18 protein-coding genes are annotated in these 19,563 nt (G+C 70.5%); 2 read left to right on the top strand and 16 right to left on the bottom strand.

All coding sequences use genetic code 11. The features are described 5' to 3' along the window. Positions 1-103: 103 nt before the first annotated feature. From AC3CH1_RS31155 to AC3CH1_RS31140, 4 genes are all read right to left on the bottom strand, one after another. Positions 104-1,474 carry a replication-associated recombination protein A gene (locus AC3CH1_RS31155; protein ID WP_488465926.1) on the bottom strand — a complete coding sequence of 457 codons (1,371 nt, stop codon included), beginning with the start codon at positions 1,472-1,474 and terminating at the stop codon, positions 104-106. 66 nt (positions 1,475-1,540) lie between these two features. Next, entirely contained in the window at positions 1,541-2,179 is a 639-nt protein-coding gene (locus tag AC3CH1_RS31150) for a vitamin K epoxide reductase family protein (RefSeq protein WP_488465925.1), read from the bottom strand. Between the two features lie 312 nt (positions 2,180-2,491). Next, positions 2,492-3,754: a histidine--tRNA ligase gene (gene hisS / locus AC3CH1_RS31145; RefSeq protein ID WP_488465924.1), complete on the bottom strand. Its 1,263-nt coding sequence runs from the start codon at positions 3,752-3,754 to the stop codon at positions 2,492-2,494. 15 nt (positions 3,755-3,769) lie between these two features. Continuing rightward, positions 3,770-4,459, bottom strand: a complete 690-nt coding sequence (locus tag AC3CH1_RS31140; RefSeq protein ID WP_488465923.1) for an MBL fold metallo-hydrolase — start codon at positions 4,457-4,459, stop codon at positions 3,770-3,772. 149 nt (positions 4,460-4,608) lie between these two features. On the opposite strand from AC3CH1_RS31140, the gene AC3CH1_RS31135 reads away from it, so the two are divergent. After that, complete coding sequence (locus AC3CH1_RS31135) at positions 4,609-5,400, top strand: peptidylprolyl isomerase (protein ID WP_488465922.1); 792 nt, start codon at positions 4,609-4,611, stop codon at positions 5,398-5,400. Between the two features lie 226 nt (positions 5,401-5,626). Continuing rightward, the gene (locus tag AC3CH1_RS31130) at positions 5,627-6,856 is read left to right on the top strand and encodes a DUF349 domain-containing protein (RefSeq protein WP_488465921.1); all 1,230 of its coding nucleotides are present in this window, start codon (positions 5,627-5,629) and stop codon (positions 6,854-6,856) included. A gap of 81 nt (positions 6,857-6,937) precedes the next feature. On the opposite strand, the gene AC3CH1_RS31125 is transcribed toward AC3CH1_RS31130, so the two are convergent. The 12 genes from AC3CH1_RS31125 to AC3CH1_RS31070 form a co-directional block, all read right to left on the bottom strand. Beyond that, the gene (locus AC3CH1_RS31125; protein WP_488465920.1) at positions 6,938-9,574 is read right to left on the bottom strand and encodes a RelA/SpoT family protein; all 2,637 of its coding nucleotides are present in this window, start codon (positions 9,572-9,574) and stop codon (positions 6,938-6,940) included. 169 nt (positions 9,575-9,743) lie between these two features. Next, positions 9,744-10,295, bottom strand: coding sequence for an adenine phosphoribosyltransferase (locus tag AC3CH1_RS31120; RefSeq protein ID WP_488465919.1), 552 nt, complete (start codon positions 10,293-10,295; stop codon positions 9,744-9,746). A 3-nt stretch (positions 10,296-10,298) separates the two neighbouring features. After that, positions 10,299-11,387, bottom strand: coding sequence for a protein translocase subunit SecF (secF, locus tag AC3CH1_RS31115; protein ID WP_488465918.1), 1,089 nt, complete (start codon positions 11,385-11,387; stop codon positions 10,299-10,301). Between the two features lies 1 nt (position 11,388). Further along, positions 11,389-13,161 (bottom strand): protein translocase subunit SecD, encoded by a 1,773-nt coding sequence (secD, locus tag AC3CH1_RS31110; RefSeq protein ID WP_488465917.1) that lies wholly within the window; start codon positions 13,159-13,161, stop codon positions 11,389-11,391. Positions 13,162-13,311: 150 nt separating this feature from the next. After that, positions 13,312-13,806 (bottom strand): preprotein translocase subunit YajC, encoded by a 495-nt coding sequence (gene yajC, locus AC3CH1_RS31105; protein ID WP_488465916.1) that lies wholly within the window; start codon positions 13,804-13,806, stop codon positions 13,312-13,314. 166 nt (positions 13,807-13,972) lie between these two features. Continuing rightward, the gene (ruvB, locus tag AC3CH1_RS31100) at positions 13,973-15,058 is read right to left on the bottom strand and encodes a Holliday junction branch migration DNA helicase RuvB (RefSeq protein ID WP_488465915.1); all 1,086 of its coding nucleotides are present in this window, start codon (positions 15,056-15,058) and stop codon (positions 13,973-13,975) included. 29 nt (positions 15,059-15,087) lie between these two features. Next, the gene (ruvA, locus tag AC3CH1_RS31095; RefSeq protein ID WP_265602730.1) at positions 15,088-15,714 is read right to left on the bottom strand and encodes a Holliday junction branch migration protein RuvA; all 627 of its coding nucleotides are present in this window, start codon (positions 15,712-15,714) and stop codon (positions 15,088-15,090) included. Next, positions 15,711-16,343: a crossover junction endodeoxyribonuclease RuvC gene (gene ruvC, locus AC3CH1_RS31090; protein ID WP_488465914.1), complete on the bottom strand. Its 633-nt coding sequence runs from the start codon at positions 16,341-16,343 to the stop codon at positions 15,711-15,713. Before ruvC ends, ruvA begins: the two co-directional genes overlap by 4 nt. A gap of 164 nt (positions 16,344-16,507) precedes the next feature. After that, the gene (locus AC3CH1_RS31085; RefSeq protein WP_032794021.1) at positions 16,508-17,260 is read right to left on the bottom strand and encodes a YebC/PmpR family DNA-binding transcriptional regulator; all 753 of its coding nucleotides are present in this window, start codon (positions 17,258-17,260) and stop codon (positions 16,508-16,510) included. Positions 17,261-17,321: 61 nt separating this feature from the next. Further along, on the bottom strand, positions 17,322-17,915 hold the full coding sequence (gene pdxT / locus AC3CH1_RS31080; protein ID WP_488465913.1) for a pyridoxal 5'-phosphate synthase glutaminase subunit PdxT: 594 nt from the start codon (positions 17,913-17,915) through the stop codon (positions 17,322-17,324). A 6-nt stretch (positions 17,916-17,921) separates the two neighbouring features. Beyond that, complete coding sequence (pdxS, locus tag AC3CH1_RS31075; protein WP_018960500.1) at positions 17,922-18,842, bottom strand: pyridoxal 5'-phosphate synthase lyase subunit PdxS; 921 nt, start codon at positions 18,840-18,842, stop codon at positions 17,922-17,924. A 154-nt stretch (positions 18,843-18,996) separates the two neighbouring features. Further along, positions 18,997-19,545, bottom strand: a complete 549-nt coding sequence (locus tag AC3CH1_RS31070; RefSeq protein ID WP_050359396.1) for a hypothetical protein — start codon at positions 19,543-19,545, stop codon at positions 18,997-18,999. Between the last annotated feature and the right edge of the window lie 18 nt (positions 19,546-19,563).

Here is a 19,563-nt window from a genome sequence, read left to right as displayed (position 1 = left end):
CCGGGAGGCTCCAGGCCCTGTCGTCGAACTCTCGCCTGACCCCGCACGCACCTGACCCCGCAGGGCCGGCCTCCGGGCGACGACGGGAGTTCGACGACAGGACCTAGGACGGCTCCGCGCTCTCCCCGGACCGGCCCAGGCGCTCGCGAACGCGCTCGACGACGTCCGCGTACCGCGCCTCGGCGCCGTAGCGGGTGGGGGTGTAGTACCGCCGGTCGCGGACCGCGTCCGGGGCGTACTGCTGGGCGGCGATGCCACCCGGCACGTCGTGCGGATAGACATAGCCCTGGGCGTGGCCGAGCTTGGCTGCGCCCTTGTAGTGGCCGTCGCGCAGATGGGCCGGGACGGGTCCCGCGAGCCCTTTGCGCACGTCCTCCTGCGCGGCGGAGATCGCCAGGGTCGCCGCGTTGGACTTGGGGGCGAGCGCCAGGGCGATGGTGGCATGGCTGAGGGTGAGCGCCGCCTCCGGGAACCCGATCATGGCCACCGCCTGGGCGGCGGCCACGGCGGTGGGCAGCGCGGTGGGGTCGGCCAGGCCGATGTCCTCACTGGCCGAGATCATCAGCCGGCGGGCGATGAAGCGCGGGTCCTCCCCCGCCTCGATCATGCGGGCCAGGTAGTGCAGAGCGGCGTCCACGTCGGAGCCGCGGATCGACTTGATGAGCGCGCTGGCCACGTCGTAGTGCTGGTCGCCGTCCCGGTCGTACTTCACGGCGGCGCGGTCGACGGTCGCCTCCAGCGTCGCCAGGGTGATCTCCGCCTCGCCCGTGGCGATGGCCGCGCCCGCCGCGGCCTCCAGCGCCGTCAGGGCCCGGCGCGCGTCGCCGCCGGCGATGCGCAGCAGATGCGCCTCGGCGTCCTCGGGCAGGGTGACCGCCCCGCCCAGGCCCCGCTCGTCGGTCAGCGCCCGTCGCAGCAGATCACGCAGGTCGTCGTCGGTCAGCGATTCCAGGGTGAGCAGCAGGGAGCGCGAGAGGAGGGGGGAGATGATCGAGAAGTACGGATTCTCCGTGGTGGCGGCGATGAGGGTGATCCAGCGGTTCTCCACGGCGGGGAGCAGGGAGTCCTGCTGGGCCTTGGAGAAGCGGTGGATCTCGTCGAGGAAGAGGACGGTCTCCTTGCCGAAGCCACCGGTGGCGCGGCGCGCGCTCTCGATGACGGCCCGGACCTCCTTGACGCCCGCGGTGATCGCGGAGAGCTCGACGAAGCGCTTGTTGGTCGCCTTGCTGACCACATACGCCAGGGTCGTCTTGCCGGTGCCGGGCGGGCCCCACAGGATGACCGAGGACGCGCCGGCCGGTCCGCCGCCGCCCTCGCCCACGAGGCGGCGCAGCGGCGAGCCCGGCTTCAGCAGATGCTGCTGGCCGACGACCTCGTCGAGGACACGAGGACGCATCCGGACAGCGAGAGGGCTGCTGGACGGGTCCTTCTCCTGGCGGTCTTCGGCGGCTGCGGTAAAGAGGTCGGGCTCCACGTCATGAAGCCTATGCGACCCCACTGACAGCGCCGCCGACCCACCTACCGGATGGGTAGGTGGGGGTCAGCTGGTCCAGAAGTCCCACCAGCGGGTCAGGATCAGCATGCCGATGATCCCGATCCACATCACCGGCAGCACCCAGGGGAACTCGGTGAGCCCGCTGCGCAGCCAGGCCGGGGCCGGGAGGATGCGGTGCTTGACGTTGTGCGTGGTCACGTAGCAGAACATGACGATGGTGGCGACCCAGGCCAGGCAGCACCACAGGCAGAGCGAGTTGATGTTGTACAGCGACTGGTACTGGAGCCAGGTGCAGAAGCCGACGCCGAAGAGCGTCCCGGCGTTCAGCCCGAGCCAGAACCAACCGCGGAAGCGCGCGCCGGCGAGGAGCCCCATCCCGATCGCGATGACCATGCCGTACGTCACGAGGCCCAGCATCGGGTTGGGGAACCCGAACACGGAGGCCTGCTCGCTCTTCATGATGTTGCCGCACGCGACGACGGGGTTGAGGCTGCACCCGGGGGTGAAGGAGGGGTCCTCCAGCAGCTTGAACTTGTCGAGCGTGATGACCCAGGCGGCCAGCAGTCCGGCCGCGCCGGTGATCACCAGGAGCAGGGCGAGACCGCGTCCGGCCCCGAAGGTGCGCTTGCGGCCGCCCTCGTCCTGATCGGAGGAGAGGTCGTGGTCTACCGCTGCAGTCGTCATATCGCCGTTCCGTCACCGAGTGGTCAGCCGGGCATGGTCATTGTGCCGCACCCCCGTACGGACCAACCGTTCGATGGACATAAAGGTGTGCGTCCGCGAGCACTCCCCCGGGCGGGGTCGCTGGGTGGCGGGGCCAGGACTACGGACGATGCGCGTGTCCCCCGCGCCGGTCCGGCGACACCGGGCGCGCGGGCGGCTCCAAGCCGGGGTCACCGGCGAGGATGAATCCCCTTCCGCCTGGTTGACGGCAGACGAAAAGGCGCGGGCGGAAGGACCTGAGGTCTTTCCGCCCGCGCCCCGCTCACGACTCGGTCAGCCGAGGCGCTTCGTCAGTTCCGCCGCGACCTCGGCCAGCTTCACCGGGCCCTGCTCGCCGGACTCCATGTCCTTGAGCTGGACGACGCCCTCGGCGAGATCGCGCTCGCCCGCGACCAGGGTGTAGCGCGCGCCCGAGCGGTTGGCGCTCTTCATCGCGCCCTTCAGGCCGCGGCCGCCGAACGCGAAGTCGGCGGCGATCCCCGCGCGGCGCAGTTCGGTGACGACGCCGAACAGCACCCGGCGTGCCTCCTCGCCGAGCGGGACCGCGTACACGCTGGTGGTGTAGGGCAGGTCGAGCTCGATGCCCTCGGCCTCCAGCGCGAGGACCGTGCGGTCCACGCCGAGTGCCCAGCCGACGGACGGCAGCTCGGGGCCGCCGATCATCTCGGACAGTCCGTCGTAGCGGCCGCCGCCGCCCACGGCGGACTGGGAGCCGAGACCGTCGTGGACGAACTCGAAGGTCGTACGGGTGTAGTAGTCGAGGCCGCGCACCAGCTTCTCGTCGTCCTCGAAGGCGACCCCGGCGGTCGTGAGGAGCGCCCGGACCTCCTCGTGGTACGCCTTGCACGCGTCGCAGAGGTAGTCGCGGAGCTTCGGGGCGTCCGTGAGCTGCTGCTGCACGTCGGCCCGCTTGTCGTCCAGGACGCGCAGCGGGTTGATCTCGATGCGGCGGCGGGTCTCCTCGTCGAGGTCCAGGTCCCGCAGGAAGGTCTGGAGCGCCTCGCGGTAGACCGGGCGGCACTCCTTGTCGCCCAGCGAGTTCAGCAGGATGCGGAACCGGCGCAGGCCCAGCGAGCGGTACGCCTGGTCGGCGAGGATGATCAGCTCGGCGTCCAGGACCGGGTCCTCGGTGCCGATGGCCTCGGCGCCGACCTGCGAGAAGTGACGGTAGCGGCCCGCCTGCGGGCGCTCGTAGCGGTAGTACGAGCCGGAGTACCAGAGCTTGACGGGGAGGTTGCCCGCCTTGTGAAGGTTGGCCTCCAGGGCGGCGCGGAGCACGGACGCCGTGCCCTCGGGGCGCAGGGCCAGCTGGTCGCCGCCCTTGGTGGTGAGGGTGTACATCTCCTTGGTGACGATGTCGGTGGACTCACCGACACCGCGGGCGAAGAGCTCGACGTTCTCGAAGCCGGGCGTCTCGATGTAGCCGTAGCCCGAGTCGCGCAGCGGGGCGGCGATGGCCTCGCGCACGGCGAGGAACGTCGCGGAACGGGGCGGGGTCAGGTCGTACGTGCCCTTGGGGGCCTGAAAGGTGCTCACGATTGCGTCTCTCGTCTACATTCCTCGGCGCGGCGCCGCGTCCAGACCGTTCAGGAACGGGTTGGAGGCGCGCTCGCGGCCGATGGTCGTCTGGGGGCCGTGGCCGGACAGCACCACGGTCGAGTCGTCGAGCGGCAGGCACACACGGGCCAGCGACTCGAGCAGCTCGGCGTGGTCGCCGCCGGGCAGGTCGGTGCGTCCGACGGAGCCGGCGAAGAGCAGGTCGCCCGAGAAGAAGACCGGCGGAACGTCCGCGGCCTCGGGCATCCCGAACGTCACCGACCCCTTGGTATGGCCGGGCGCGTGCGAGACGCCGAACTCCAGACCGGCCAGGGTCAGCTTCGAGCCGTCGGTCAGCTCCTTGACGTCGTCCGGCTCCCCCACGGTCAGCTCGCCCATGAGCGGCATCCCGATCGAGCGGCCGAGCGCCTTCTCCGGGTCGCTCATCATGTAGCGGTCCTCGGGATGGATCCAGGCGGGGACGTCATGGGCGCCGCAGACCGGGACGACGGAGGCGACGTGGTCGATATGGCCGTGGGTGAGCACGACGGCGACGGGCTTGAGCCGATGCTTCTTCAGCGTTTCCTCGACGCCCTGGGCGGCCTGGTGGCCCGGGTCGATGATCACGCACTCCTCACCGGCGGCGGGGGCGACCAGATAGCAATTGGTCCCCCAGGCCCCGGCGGGGAACCCGGCAATGAGCACGATCGTCCTTAATGTTCGTCCGGAGGATGCGGCAACGGCGAAGGATGCGGCGGATCAGAGCCTACCGGCGCTCCTCATGACACAGGTAACCCATATACGGTACGGGCAACTCAGGCCCTCATCTCACGACGTAACAAGGAGCCCAACCGGTGTCCAGCAGCGAACAGCGGCGGCGGCAGCTCGCCCGGGAAAAGTTCGAGCGCCAGCAGAAGCGCCGGGAGGAGGCCCGCAGCAGGACGAGGCGCGTCACCGCGATCGTCGCGGCCTCGGTGGCCGTGGTCGCCGTCGTGGGTGTGAGCTCGTTCGTCGTGGCGGGCAAGGACGACGACAAGGACAAGAAGAGCGACGCGGCGTCGAGCCAGAGCCCCGCTCCGGAGCCTTCGAAGAGCGAGAGCAAGGCTCCCACGCCGCCGATGAAGATCGACAAGAAGGCGAAGTACACGATGTCGCTCAAGACGAGCCAGGGCGACATAGCGTTCTCGATGGACGCGGCAAAGACACCGGAGACGGTGAACTCCTTCAAGGCGCTCGCCGACAAGGGCTACTTCGACGACACCAAGTGCCACCGGCTGACCACCCAGGGCATCTTCGTGCTCCAGTGCGGCGACCCGAAGGGCGACGGCACGGGCGGTCCCGGCTACAACATCCCGGACGAGAACCTGGACGCGCTCGGCAAGGCGGGCGCCGACGGCACGGTCGTCTACCCGCCGGGCACGGTGGCGATGGCCAATACCGGTCAGCCGAACTCCGGTGGCAGCCAGTACTTCCTGGTCTACAAGGAGACGAAGCTCCCGCCCACCTACACCCCGTTCGGCACGATGGACGACGCCTCGCTGAAGGCCGTCCAGAAGGTCGGCGAGGCCGGTGTCGAGGGCGGTGCCGGCGACGGCGCCCCGAAGAAGGCCGTGACGGTCGAGAAGGCCGCGGTCGAGAAGGGCTGAACCGTCGGGACGGGACCGACGGCACGGTGACCGGCCGGGCGGCCACCGGCGGGGCGGAGCGCCGCCGTCGGCCCGAGGGAAGAATTTCGGCCGTGCTGAGTGCGGACAGCCGGGCGGCCGGTCGCCTAGATTGGCGTTGTGCAGGGCGGGCGATGCCCGCCCCAGGAAACTGTGGACGATGCCCGGGGGGCGAACCCCCTCGCAGGCATCAGGTGGAGGAGGCGCTGTGAGCAGCGACCCGTGGGGCCGTGTCGATGAGACGGGCACCGTGTACGTGCGTACCGCCGAGGGCGAGCAGGTCGTCGGATCGTGGCAGGCCGGTTCGCCCGAGGAGGCTCTGGCCTATTTCGAGCGCAAGTACGACGGCATTGCGGTCGAGATCGGCCTCCTCGAACGGCGGGTGAAGACCACCGATCTGTCGGCGAAGGACGCGACGACGGCCATCGACCACCTGCGGCAGCAGGTCGACGAGCACCACGCGGTGGGCGACCTCGACGCGCTGCGCAAGCGGCTGGACGCGCTCGTCGCGACGGTCGAGGCGCGGCGCGAGGAGCGCAAGGTCCTCAAGGCGAAGCAGACCGACGAGGCCAAGCAGGCCAAGGAGGCCCTGGTCGTCGAGGCGGAGGAGCTGGCGCAGAGCGAGCAGTGGCGCTCGGCCGGTGAGCGGCTGCGGGCGCTGGTGGACACCTGGAAGGGTCTCCCCCGTCTCGACCGCAAGTCGGACGACGAGCTGTGGCACCGCTTCTCGCACGCCCGCTCGGCGTTCTCCAAGCGGCGCAAGGCCCACTTCGCCGCGCTGGACGCCCAGCGCGAGGACGCCCGCAAGGCCAAGGAGAAGCTGGTCACCGAGGCCGAGGCGCTGTCCGGCTCCACGGACTGGGTGACCACGGCCGCGCGCTACCGCGACCTGATGACCGAGTGGAAGGCGGCGGGCCGCGCCCAGCGCGAGTCCGAGGACGACCTGTGGAACCGTTTCCGCGGTGCCCAGGACGTCTTCTTCGCCGCCCGCAGCGAGGTCTTCGCGGAGCGGGACGCCGAGCAGGGCGAGAACCTCAAGCTCAAGGAGGAGCTCGCCGCGGAGGCCGAGAAGCTGGTGCCGGTGAAGGACCTCAAGGTGGCCCGGGCCGCGTTCCGGTCCATCAACGAGCGCTGGGAGGCCATCGGCCACGTACCGCGTGACGCCCGCCCGAAGGTCGAGGGCCGGATGCAGGCGGTGGAGCGGGTGCTCCAGGAGTCCGAGGAGTCGGAGTGGCGCCGGACGAACCCGGAGGCGCGGGCCCGCGCCGCGGGTCTGACGGGTCAGCTCCAGGCCGCCGTGGACAAGCTGCGCGGCCAGATCGACACCGCGCGCGCCCAGGGCAACAACGCCCGTGCGGACAAGCTGGCCAAGGAGCTGGAGGGCCGCCAGGCGCTGCTGGACCAGGCGCTCAAGGGCCTGGAGGAGTTCGGCGGCTGAGAGAGACGGCTGCCAGAAGGCCCCGGTACGCGGTCGCGTACCGGGGCCTTTCCGTTGCCGCTGCTGAGGGCGGGACAGCCCTTAGGGCCGCCTGGCCGAGGTGACCCGGTAGACGTCGTAGACGCCCTCCACACCGCGCACGGCCTTCAGGACGTGGCCCAGGTGCTTGGGGTCGCCCATCTCGAAGGTGAAGCGCGAGGTGGCCACCCGGTCGCGGGAGGTCTGGACGGCCGCCGACAGGATGTTGACGTGCTGGTCGGAGAGGATCCGCGTGACGTCGGAGAGCAGCCGGGAGCGGTCCAGCGCCTCGACCTGGATGGCGACGAGGAAGACGGAGGACTGGGTGGGGGCCCACTCGACCTCCAGGATCCGTTCGGGCTGCTGCGAGAGCGACTCGACGTTGACGCAGTCGGCCCGGTGCACGGAGACGCCGCTGCCCCGGGTGACGAAGCCGATGATCGGGTCGCCGGGGACGGGCGTACAGCAGCGGGCCAGTTTGACCCAGACGTCCTCGACGCCCTTGACGACGACGCCGGGATCCGCGTTGGCGCGGCGCTTGCCGCGACCGCCGTGCGAGGGCGGAGTGGACTCGGCGAGGTCCTCGTTGGCCTCGTCGTGGCCGCCGAGTGCCTGCACCAGTTTCTGTACGACGCCCGCCGCCGCGACATGGCCCTCGCCGATCGCCGCGTACAGCGAGGAGATGTCCGGGTAGCGCATCTCGTGGGCGAGGGTGACCAGGGAGTCGCCGGTCAGGATGCGCTGGATCGGCAGGTTCTGCTTGCGCATGGCGCGCGCGATGGAGTCCTTGCCCTGCTCGATGGCCTCGTCGCGGCGCTCCTTGGAGAACCAGGCGCGGATCTTGTTGCGGGCGCGCGGCGACTTGACGAAGCCGAGCCAGTCCCGGGAGGGTCCGGCGCCGGCCGCCTTGGAGGTGAAGACCTCGACCAGGTCGCCGTTGTCGAGCGTCGATTCGAGCGGGACGAGCCGCCCGTTGACGCGTGCTCCTATGGTCCGGTGGCCGACCTCGGTGTGGACGGCGTACGCGAAGTCGACGGGGGTCGCGCCTGCGGGCAGCGCTATCACGTCGCCCTTCGGCGTGAAGACGAACACCTCGTTGCGCGAGAGGTCGAAGCGCAGGGACTCCAGGAACTCGCTGGGGTCCTCGGTCTCCTTCTGCCAGTCCAGGAGCTGACGCAGCCACGCCATGTCGTTGACGGTGTCCTGCCCGCGCCCGGTGCTCCTGGGCACGTCGGTACGGACCTTGGAGGCGCCGGCGGAGGGCTCCTGCTTGTACTTCCAGTGGGCGGCGATGCCGTACTCGGCGCGGCGGTGCATGTCGAAGGTGCGGATCTGGAGCTCGACGGGCTTGCCGCTGGGACCGATCACCGTGGTGTGCAGTGACTGGTACATGTTGAATTTGGGCATCGCGATGTAGTCCTTGAACCGCCCGGGCACCGGATTCCACCGGGCGTGGACGGTGCCGAGCGCCGCGTAGCAGTCGCGGACCGTGTCGACGAGGACCCTGATGCCCACCAGGTCGTAGATCTCGGCGAAGTCGCGGCCTCGCACGATCATCTTCTGGTAGACGCTGTAGTAGTGCTTGGGGCGGCCGGTGACGGTGGCCTTGATGCGGGCGGCGCGCAGGTCGGCCTGGACCTCGTCGGTCACTATGGCGAGGTATTCGTCGCGCTTGGGGGCGCGCTCGGCGACGAGCCGGACGATCTCGTCGTACATCTTGGGGTAGAGGATCGCGAAGGCGAGGTCCTCCAGCTCCCACTTGATGGTGTTCATGCCCAGCCGGTGCGCCAGCGGGGCGTAGATCTCCAGTGTCTCGCGGGCCTTCTTCTCCTGCTTCTCCCGCTTGAGGTAGCGCATGGTGCGCATGTTGTGGAGGCGGTCGGCGAGCTTGATGACCAGGACCCGGGGGTCCTTGGCCATGGCGACGACCATCTTGCGTACGGTCTCGGCCTGTGCGGCCTCGCCGAACTTGACCTTGTCGAGCTTGGTGACGCCGTCGACGAGCAGGGCGACCTGGTCGCCGAAGTCGCGCCGCAGGGTGTCCAGGCCGTACTCGGTGTCCTCGACGGTGTCGTGCAGCAGGCCCGCCATCAGCGTCGCCGGGTCCATGCCCAGCTCGGCGAGGATCGTGGTGACGGCCAGCGGGTGGGTGATGTAGGGGTCGCCGCTCTTGCGCTTCTGACCGCGGTGCCAGCGCTCGGCGACCTGGTAGGCCTTCTCGATCTGGCGGAGCGTGGCCGACTCGATCTTGGGGTCGTTGCCCCGGACCGTCCGCAGGAGGGGTTCCAGGACCGGGTTGTACGGGCTGGAGCGCTGTACGCCCAGTCGGGCGAGGCGGGCCCGCACCCGGTTGGAGGAGCCGCCGGTGCGGGAGGCGGACCCGGCGGTGGCCCCGGTCCTCGCCGGGGGGCCGGGGGCCGGGGGCTTGGGCGCCTCGGGGGCCGGTTTCCTCGCCGGTGGCTGCGCGGGCCCGGTCGTCCCGGCCGGAGTCGGCGGAGTCTCGGGGCCTGCGGGCTTCGCGGGAGGGGCGGCCGGCGCGGCGGGCTTCGCGGCGGCCGGGGGGCGCGCGGCGTCGGCGGCGGGCTCGGCGGGCGCGGGCGGCTCCGGCGCGTTCGAGGGCGCGGCCTTTTCCGGCGTGGCGGGGGCCGCCACGGGCTTGTCGGGCTGCGGGGCGGCGGCTGACTGGGCCTCGTCTGGCAAGAGCGCTCCTCGTGCGGATCCGGGGTACCCGGAGAGCCCATGGTATCGATCCCCCGGCGGGACCTCGCCCGGGGACGTCGGGAGCCTGCACAACGAGGGATGGGCACCCGGTGTTCCCGGGTGCCCATCCCTCGTGCTCGGTGTCCGTCGCAGGACGGTGACCTGCGGATCAGACCGTGATCAGAGCCTCCAGCGGTGCGCCTGCGAGGCGCCGTTCCAGACGGGCCCGGCCCGCGAGGAAGCCGAGCTCCATGAGGACCGCGACGCCCGCGACCTGGGCGCCGGCCCGCCGGATGAGCTCCAGCGAGGCCTCGGCGGTGCCGCCGGTGGCGAGGACGTCGTCGATGATCATGACGCGGTCCTCCGCGTCGAGGTCCTCGGCGTGGATCTCGATCTCCGCGCTGCCGTACTCCAGCTCGTAGGACTGGCTCAGCGTGGCGCCGGGGAGCTTTCCGGCCTTGCGGACCGGGATGAACCCGATGCCCGCCCGGACCGCGACGGGCGCGGCCAGGATGAAGCCGCGCGCCTCCAGGCCGACGATCTTCGTGGCGCCGTGCCGAACGCACAGCTCCGCGAGGGCGTCGGTGAGCGCCGTGAAGGCCACCGGGTCCGCGAGCAGCGGGGTGATGTCCTTGAACATCACGCCCGGCTTCGGGTAGTCCGCGACATCGCGGATCCGGCTGAGCAGCAGCTCCCTGGTGGATTCGGTGGTGCTCGTCATCGCTCAGCGCTTCCCGGGGGTGCGGCCGTGCGACCGGGGGCGGCCGATCGTCGTGCCCGCCGTCTCGGTGTCGTCGCGCAGGTCCTCGGGGCCGTGGTCGTCGGGGGACTCGCCCCTGGCGGCCGCGGCGGCCCGCTTGGCGAGGATCCGCTTCTTCAGCGCCTTCATCTGCGGCTCGCGTTCCTTGAGGTCGGCGACGAGCGGCGTGGCGATGAAGATCGAGGAGTAGGCGCCGGCGGCGAGACCGACGAACAGCGACAGCGAGATGTCGTTCAGCATGCCCGCGCCGAAGACGCCGCCGCCGATGAACAGCAGACCGGCCACCGGCAGCAGCGCCACCACGGTGGTGTTGATGGAGCGGACCAGGGTGCTGTTGATCGACCGGTTGGCGATCTCGCTGTACGTGAAGCGGGTCTGCTTGGTGATGTCCTTCTGGCCCTCCTTGAGGCTGTCGAAGACCACCACCGTGTCGTACAGGGAGTAACCGAGAATGGTCAGCAGACCGATCACCGTGCCCGGGGTGACCTCGAAGCCGACCAGGGCGTAGACGCCGACCGTGATGGTGATGTCGTGGATCAGCGCGATGAGGGCGGCGACGGCCATCCGCCACTCGAAGGCGATGGCCAGATAGATCACCACCAGGATCATGAAGACCCCGAGGCCGGTCCACGCCTTGTTGGCGATCTGCTCGCCCCAGCTGGGGCCGACCAGGTCCGCGTTGATGTCGTTGGCGGGAATACCGAGCTCGTCGGAGAGCGTCTCCTTGATCTCGTTGGCCTTGGCGGTGTCGACCTCGGTGATCTGGATGCGCAGACCGCCGTTGCCCAGTTCCTGGACGATCGCCATGTGGCCGGAGGCCTCGGTCGCCACGTCCGTGGCCTGGGCGGTGGAGATCTGGGCCTTGGTGTCGGTCGTGAAGACCGCGCCGCCCTTGAACTCGATGCCCATGCGCAGACCGCCGACCGCCACGCCGATGATGGCCGTGATGGTGATCAGTATCGAGATGCCGTACCAGATCTTGCGGTTACGGATGAAGTCGTAGCCGACCTCGCCACGGTAGAGCCGGGCGCCGAGATTGCCGAGTCGCGACATCTCACGCCTCCTTCGGTTCGGTGGGGGCGTTGACACCGCGCGAGCGGCGCAGCGGCGGCTGGGCGCCGAGCCGCTTCGGGTCCAGCCCGGACCACGGGCCGCCCCTGGAGAAGAACTTCGTCCGGCCCATGAGCGTCATGAGGGGCTTCGTGAAGAGGAAGACCACGACGACGTCGAGGAGCGTGGTGAGGCCGAGCGTGAAGGCGAAGCCCTGCACCTTGCCGACGGTGACGATGAAGAGCACCGCGGCGGCCAGGAACGACACGAAGTCGGAGACCAGGATGGTGCGCCGGGCGCGCGGCCAGGCGCGCTCGATGGCGGGACGGAGCGTGCGCCCCTCGCGGATCTCGTCTCTGACGCGTTCGAAGTAGACGATGAACGAGTCCGCTGTGATGCCGATGGCGACGATGGCCCCGCAGACCGCCGGCAGGTTCAGCGCGAAGCCGATGGCCGGGCCCAGCAGAGCCATGATCGTGTAGGTCAGTACGCCGGAGACCAGGAGACTCAGGAGCGCGATGAACGCGAGCCCCCGGTAGTAGACGACCAGGTAGACGACGACCAGTGCCAGACCGATGGCGCCGGCGATCAGACCGCCCTTGAGCTGCTCGCTGCCGAGCGCGGCGGTCACCGTGGTGACGCTGACCTCCTCGAAGGTCAGCGGGAGTGCGCCGTAGGAAAGGATGTTGCCGAGGTCCTCGGCCGACTGCTGGTCGAAGCTGCCGGAGATCTGGGCGTTCTTGCTGAGCGCCGTGCGCACCGAGGGAGCGGAGACGACCTCGCCGTCGAGGACGATCGCGAACTGGTTCATCGGCGGCTGCTGCTGCGAGAGCCGACTGGTGATCGTCTGGAACTTCTTGGCGCCGGCGGAGGTGAACTCCATCGACACGATCCACTCGCCGGTCTGCTGCTCGATGGCGCCCTTGGCGTCGTCGACGTCGCTGCCGGAGACCTCGGCCGGGCCGAGCACGTACTTCTCGTAGCTGCCCGGGACGTTCGAGCCGCAGGCGACGATCGAGTCGGTGGGCTTGGCGTTCTGCCCGGCCTCCGTGCGCTGCTTGGGGTCGCTGCAGTCGAGCTTGGCGAACTCCTCCTGGAGCTTGGCCGTGGCCGGGTCCGCGGGAGGCGTGGCCTCGGGGGAGTCGGACGGCTTCGGCTTGTCGGAGGCGCCGGGGGTCGGGTCGTCCTTCGTCAGGGCGCCGGTGACAGCGCGGCCCTGGGTGGTGGCGCTCGCGGAGGGAGTGGCCTGGGAGCCGGTGGCCTCCTCGCCCTCGGGCTTGTCCGCACCTTCGGCGGACTCGCCGGGCTTCGGGGTGGCGCTGCCCGAGGGAGTCGCGGAGCCGGAGGGCTTGGGCTCCTCGGGGCCGCTGGCCTGCACCGTCAGAACAGGCCGGAAGTAGAGCTGGGCGGTGGTGCCGACCTGCTCCTGGGCCTGCTTGGAGTTCGTCCCCTTGGGGATGTTGACGATGATGTTCTTCGAGCCCTGGGTCTGGACCTCGGCCTCGGAGACGCCCAGACCGTTGACGCGCCGCTCGATGATGCCGACCGCGGTGTTCATGTTGGTCGGGTTGATCGCGTTCGGCTTGCCGGGCTGGTTCTGCGCCTCCAGCGTGATCGACGTCCCGCCGGCCAGGTCGATGCCCAGCCGGGGCGTGGTGTGCCCGGACAGGAACAACCCGCCGGTGAGCGCGACCATGGCGATGAGGATCAGAGCCAGGGAACGCCCCGGCCTGCCCTGACCGCCGGACGGCCCTCGGCCCTTCTTGGGTGCTGCCACCTTCTCGTTTCTCCCTGTCCAACCGCCCCGCGCCGGGTACGCGCCCGAGCGGCCACGAAGTGTAGTGGGGACCCTGCCCCCGCAGACGACCGCACGGTCCCGGGGACGCCGCGCGCCGGTGGGCGCGCGACGTCCCCGGGATCGTGAGAACTACTTGGAGTCGGCGTCGCCGTCGGTCTTGCTCTCGTCCTTGGCGTCCTTGGCGTCCTTGACTTCCTTGACCGCGGCGTCCTCGGGCTCGACGTCGTCGGCCGCGTCGTCCTTGGCCAGGTCGATCTTGGCGACCTCGGCGGATTCGGACTCGCCGGTCAGCGAGGAGGCGTCGTCGGGAACGACCGTGCCGTCCGCGTCCAGCTCCGGGTCGTCACCGTGCACGATGCGGTTGTACTCCGCGTCGTCCAGGACGGCGCCGATGGAGTTCTTCGCGTAGATGGCGTGCACGCCGGGAGCGACCTCGAGGATAACGGTGTCGTCGTGGACTTCCTTGACGGTGGCGTACATGCCCCCGATCGTCCGGACGCCGGTGCCGGGCTGCATGTCGTTGCGCATCTGCGCGGCCGCCGCCTGCTTCTTCTTGGCGGAACGGGTCATCAGGAACATGGCCCCGATGAGCACGATGAAGGGGAGGAGAGTCAAGATATCCACGGGACGGGAATTCCTTCGCACGACCGCGCTGGCATGCGGCCTGTATATACGGGGGTGGGTACACCGACCGGTAAGGGCGGCATCGGCGGAGTCTAAGCGAGTCCGCATCGTTGGAACAACGCCCAGCATGGCACCGGGGTTCCTGTGCACGCGAACCTGTGACGCATCACGCCCCGAACAGGCCCTGTTGTCCCTTTGCTCCGTGCTGCGGCGGGACCAGTCCCAGATGCGCCCAGGCCGCCGGGGTGGCGACGCGGCCGCGCGGGGTCCTGGCCAGCAGTCCTTCCCGTACGAGGAAGGGCTCGGCGACCTCCTCGACGGTCTCCCGCTCCTCCCCCACCGCGACCGCCAGCGTGGACAGCCCCACCGGGCCGCCGCCGAAGAGCTTCAGCAGGGCGCCGAGGACGGCGCGGTCCAGCCGATCCAGTCCGCGGGCGTCAACCTCGTACACCTTGAGGGCGGCCATCGCGATCTCCCGGTCGATCGTGCCCTCCGCCTTGACCTGGGCGTAGTCGCGGACGCGGCGCAGCAGGCGGTTGGCGATACGGGGGGTGCCGCGGGAGCGTCCGGCGATCTCGGCGGCGCCCTCCACGTCGATGCCGACGTCGAGGAGGCGGGCGGAGCGGTGGATGACGCGCTCCAGCTCGGCGGGGGCGTAGAACTCCATGTGCCCGGTGAAGCCGAAGCGGTCGCGCAGCGGGGGCGGCAGCAGCCCGGCCCTGGTGGTGGCCCCCACCAGGGTGAAGGGGGGCAGTTCGAGCGGGATGGCGGTGGCGCCGGGGCCCTTGCCGACGATGACGTCGACCCGGAAGTCCTCCATCGCCATGTAGAGCATCTCCTCGGCGGGCCGGGACATGCGGTGGATCTCGTCGAGGAAGAGGACCTCGCCCTCCTGGAGGGAGGAGAGGATCGCCGCGAGGTCGCCGGCGTGCTGGATGGCGGGGCCCGAGGTGATCCTGATCGGGGCGTTCATCTCCGCCGCGATGATCATCGAAAGAGTGGTCTTTCCGAGGCCCGGTGCGCCGGAGAGCAGCACGTGGTCGGCGGTGGCGCCACGGGCGCGGGCGGCCTTGAGGACCAGGTCGAGCTGTTCGCGGACCTTCTCCTGGCCGACGAACTCCTCCAGGTCCTTGGGGCGCAGTGCCGCCTCGACCGCGGTGTCCTCGCCATCGGCGTCCGCGTCGACCAGCCGGTCGTCGAGGACCGGGCCGGTCGGCTCGTCGGTCTCGGGTCCGGTCTCGTCCCAGTTCATCAAGGGCCTCTTCGGTGGTTCGGTGCCGGTCAGCGGGCGCGGTTGAGAGTCTGCAGGGCGGCCCGCAGCAACTGCGGCACGGGGGGCGCCGTGCCCTCGGCGACGGCTGCCTCCGCCTGCGGGGCGACGGCGTTGACGGCCTCGTCGGCCTCGCGGCTCGCGTAACCGAGGCCGATGAGGGCGGCCTGGAGCTGGTCGCGCCAGCCGGAGGTGACGGGGGTGCCGATGCCCTGCTGGCCGATGTGCGCGCCGACCGGTTCGCCGAGCCGGTCCTTGAGCTCCAGGAGCAGCTTCTGCGCGCCCTTCTTCCCGATGCCGGAGACGGCGGTCAGCGCCTTCTCGTCGCCGGTGGAGACCGCGAGGCGCAGGGCGTCGGGGCTGTGGGTGGCGAGCATGGCCTGGGCGAGGCGGGGGCCGACGCCGCTGGCGGTCTGGAGGAGCTCGAACACCTGCCGCTCGTCGTCGTCCGCGAAGCCGTACAGCGTGAGCGAGTCCTCGCGGACGACCAGCGAGGTGGCGAGCTTGGCCTCCTTGCCGACGCGCAGGTCGGCGAGGGTGTGCGGGGTGCACTGGACCGCCATGCCGATGCCGCCGACCTCGATGACGGCGGTGGTCGGGGCGAGGGCGGCCACCGGGCCGGAGACGAAAGCGATCATGCGGTGCGGCCTTTCAGCGTGCGGGACGTACCGGGAGCCCCCGGCGGGCCGGGCGGGCGGGAGACCCCGGGCGCACGGGAGGCGCCGAGGGCGCCGGCCGCCCCGGGTGTGCGGGACGTGCGGTGGGCGGCGACGGCCTGCTGGAGCCGGTTCTGGGCGGGGGCGCGCCAGATGTGGCAGATGGCCAGGGCCAGGGCGTCGGCGGCGTCGGCGGGCTTGGGCGGTGCGTCCAGCCTCAGCAGGCGGGTCACCATGGCGCCGACCTGGTCCTTGTCGGCGCGGCCGGATCCGGTGACCGCCGCCTTGACCTCGCTGGGGGTGTGCAGGGCGACGGGGATGCCGCGGCGGGCGGCGCAGAGCATGGCGACCGCGCTGGCCTGGGCGGTGCCCATCACGGTGCGTACGTTGTGCTGGGCGAAGACGCGCTCGACCGCGACGAAGCCCGGGGAGTGTTCGTCGAGCCACTGTTCGATGCCGCGCTCGACGGCGACGAGCCGGTCGCCCAGCTCCGCGTCGGAAGGGGTGCGCACGACGCCGACGCCGATCATGGTCAAGGGTCTTCCCGCTACTCCTTCGACCACGCCGACGCCGCACCGGGTCAGCCCCGGGTCAATGCCCAGAACGCGCATGGAGCCCCCCTGTCCTCAGCCCGTCGCCGACGCGCGCCGCGCCCGCTCGATCATCTGTTCCCGCAGGCTATCGGGTCGCACTGACAATCCGTCGCAACCACAGGACGACGGGCCGACGGGGAGTGCCCCGTCGGCCCGTCGTGTGGGACCTGTCGGCCGTGCCGTCAGGCGTCGACCTTCTCCATGACCTCGTCGGACACGTCGAAGTTGGCGAAGACGTTCTGCACGTCGTCGCTGTCCTCCAGCGCGTCGATGAGCTTGAAGATCTTGCGGGCGCCCTCTTCCTCCAGCTCGACCTGCATGGTCGGGAGGAAGTTGGCCTCGGCGGAGTCGTAGTCGATGCCCGCCTCCTGGAGCGCGGTGCGCACCGCGACCATGTCCGTGGCCTCGCTGACCACCTCGAAGGTCTCGCCGAGGTCGTTGACCTCCTCGGCGCCCGCGTCGAGGACCGCGCCGAGGACGTCGTCCTCGGTCAGCTCGCCCTTGGGCACGATCACGACGCCCTTGCGGTTGAACAGGTACGAGACGGAGCCCGGGTCGGCCATGGAGCCGCCGTTGCGGGTCATCGCGACACGTACGTCGGACGCGGCACGGTTGCGGTTGTCGGTGAGGCACTCGATGAGCACCGCGACGCCGTTGGGGCCGTAGCCTTCGTACATGATCGTCTCGTAGTCGGCGCCGCCCGCTTCGAGACCGCCACCGCGCTTGACCGCGGAGTCGATGTTCTTGTTCGGGACGGAGCTCTTCTTCGCCTTCTGGATGGCGTCGACGAGCGTGGGGTTGCCGTCGGGGTCCACGCCGCCGGAGCGCGCCGCGACCTCGATGTTCTTGATCAGCTTCGCGAAGAGCTTGCCGCGCTTGGCGTCAATCACGGCCTTCTTGTGCTTCGTCGTAGCCCATTTAGAGTGGCCGGACATCTGCCTTCTCCTTCGCGTCACCAAAATCGAGTCGAACCCGAGAGATCCTACCGGGGCCCGCTCAGTTCACCGCGCGCACCATGTCCACGAACAGAGCGTGTACGCGATGGTCGCCGGTCAGTTCGGGATGGAACGAGGTGGCGAGGGCGTTTTCCTGCCGGACGGCCACGATGTGCCCGCCGTGTTCGGCGATGACCTCGGTCTCGGCCCCGACGGACTCGACCCACGGCGCGCGGATGAACACACCGTCCACCGGGCCGCCTTCGACGCCGCCGACCTCGACCGCGGCCTCGAACGACTCGTTCTGCCGGCCGAAGGCGTTGCGCCGCACGATCATGTCGATGCCGCCGATGGTCTCCTGGCCCGAGCGGGGGTCGAGGATCTTCTCGGCCAGCAGGATCATTCCGGCGCAGGTGCCGTAGACCGGCATCCCGGCCCGGACCCGCTCGCGCAGCGGCTCCATCATGCCGAAGAGCACGGCCAGTTTGGACATGGTGGTGGACTCGCCGCCCGGTATGACCAGGCCGTCGACCTCGGCGAGTTCCTCGGGGCGCCGGACCGGCCTGGCCAGGGCGTCCGCCGAGGCCAGGGCGATCAGATGCTCCCGTACGTCGCCCTGGAGAGCCAGAACGCCGATCAGGGGGGTGTCGCTCATCAGTGGTTACCAGCCGCGGTTGGCGTAGCGCTCGGACTCGGGCAGGGTGTCGCAGTTGATGCCGACCATGGCCTCGCCCAGGTTGCGGGAGGCGTCCGCGATGACCTTCGGGTCGTCGTAGAAGGTGGTGGCCTTCACGATGGCGGCGGCGCGCTTGGCCGGGTCGCCGGACTTGAAGATGCCGGAGCCGACGAAGACGCCCTCGGCGCCGAGCTGACGCATCAGCGCGGCGTCGGCCGGGGTGGCGACGCCGCCGGCGGAGAACAGCACGACGGGCAGCTTGCCGAGCTCGGCGACCTCCTTGACCAGCTCGTAGGGGGCGCGGAGGTCCTTGGCCGCGGCGTACAGCTCGTTGTTGTCGAAGCCGCGCAGCCGGGCGATCTCGTTCTTGATCTGGCGCAGGTGGCGTACGGCCTCGACGACGTTGCCGGTGCCGGCCTCGCCCTTCGAGCGGATCATGGCCGCGCCCTCGGCGATGCGGCGCAGGGCCTCGCCCAGGTTGGTGGCGCCGCAGACGAAGGGAGTGGTGAAGGCGAACTTGTCGCTGTGGTTGACCTCGTCGGCCGGGGTGAGGACCTCGGACTCGTCGATGTAGTCGACGCCGAGGGACTGGAGCACCTGGGCCTCGACGAAGTGGCCGATGCGGGACTTGGCCATCACGGGGATGGAGACGGCCCCGATGATCTCCTCGATCATGTTGGGGTCGGACATCCGGGCCACGCCGCCGTCCTTGCGGATGTCGGCCGGGACCCGCTCCAGGGCCATGACGGCGACGGCGCCCGCGTCCTCGGCGATCTTCGCCTGTTCGGCGTCGACGACGTCCATGATCACCCCGCCCTTGAGCTGCTCGGCCATGCCGCGCTTGACGCGGGCGGTGCCGGTGGCGGGGTACTCGGCGGACTGCGGGGTGCTGGGAAGCGTGGACACGGGACCTCACTCGGTGAAAGACGCTGGAGACTGCAACGCCGAGCAAACGCCCCGGGACCAGTCCACAGCAAGGGCCAATGGACAGGCCGTGGATCGTTTTGGCCCTGCGTCGGTCCCCGGATCGGCCCCTGAACCGATCCCGGCCCGGCGGCTGTCAGGTGCCGGGCCGGTCCGCGAGGGCCACCGGTGGGGCGTCGTCCATCTCGAAGGCGAGCGGGAACGGAGCGTGCCCGGCCAGTCGGAAGAGCCGGACGGTACGGTGCCGGCGCAGGGCGCGGGCGGCGCGTACGGAGTCGTTGTGGAAGCGTCGGGCCATGGGGACGCGGCGTACGGCGGCGGCCAGTTCGGTGGCCGCGTCCTCGCCGCCGGGGATCTCCTTCACCGCGTCGACCTGCGCCGGTTCGCCGAACACGGCGCGCAGGGCGGTGCTCAGTTCGCTCTCGGCGACCTCGCGGTGGTCCTCCTCCGCCTGCCGGGCGGCGTGCGCGGCCTCGTACAGGACGATCGAGGCGGCCGGGTCAAGGACGCCGGAGGTGGCCAGCTCCTGGGTGACCGAGGCGCGGCGCAGCAGTTGGGCGTCGAGGGCGGCGCGGGCGGCGTCGATCCGGGAGTGCAGCCGGTCGAGCCGGCCGGCGGTCCAGCTGAGGTACACGCCGACCGCGATGAGGGCGACGACGATCCAGACGATGAGGGTTACGGTCACGGGCCCCCACGCTACCGT

Source organism: Streptomyces sp. MGP-P1, assembly GCF_057766565.1.
This window is presented reverse-complemented; position numbering and strand designations above follow the sequence as displayed.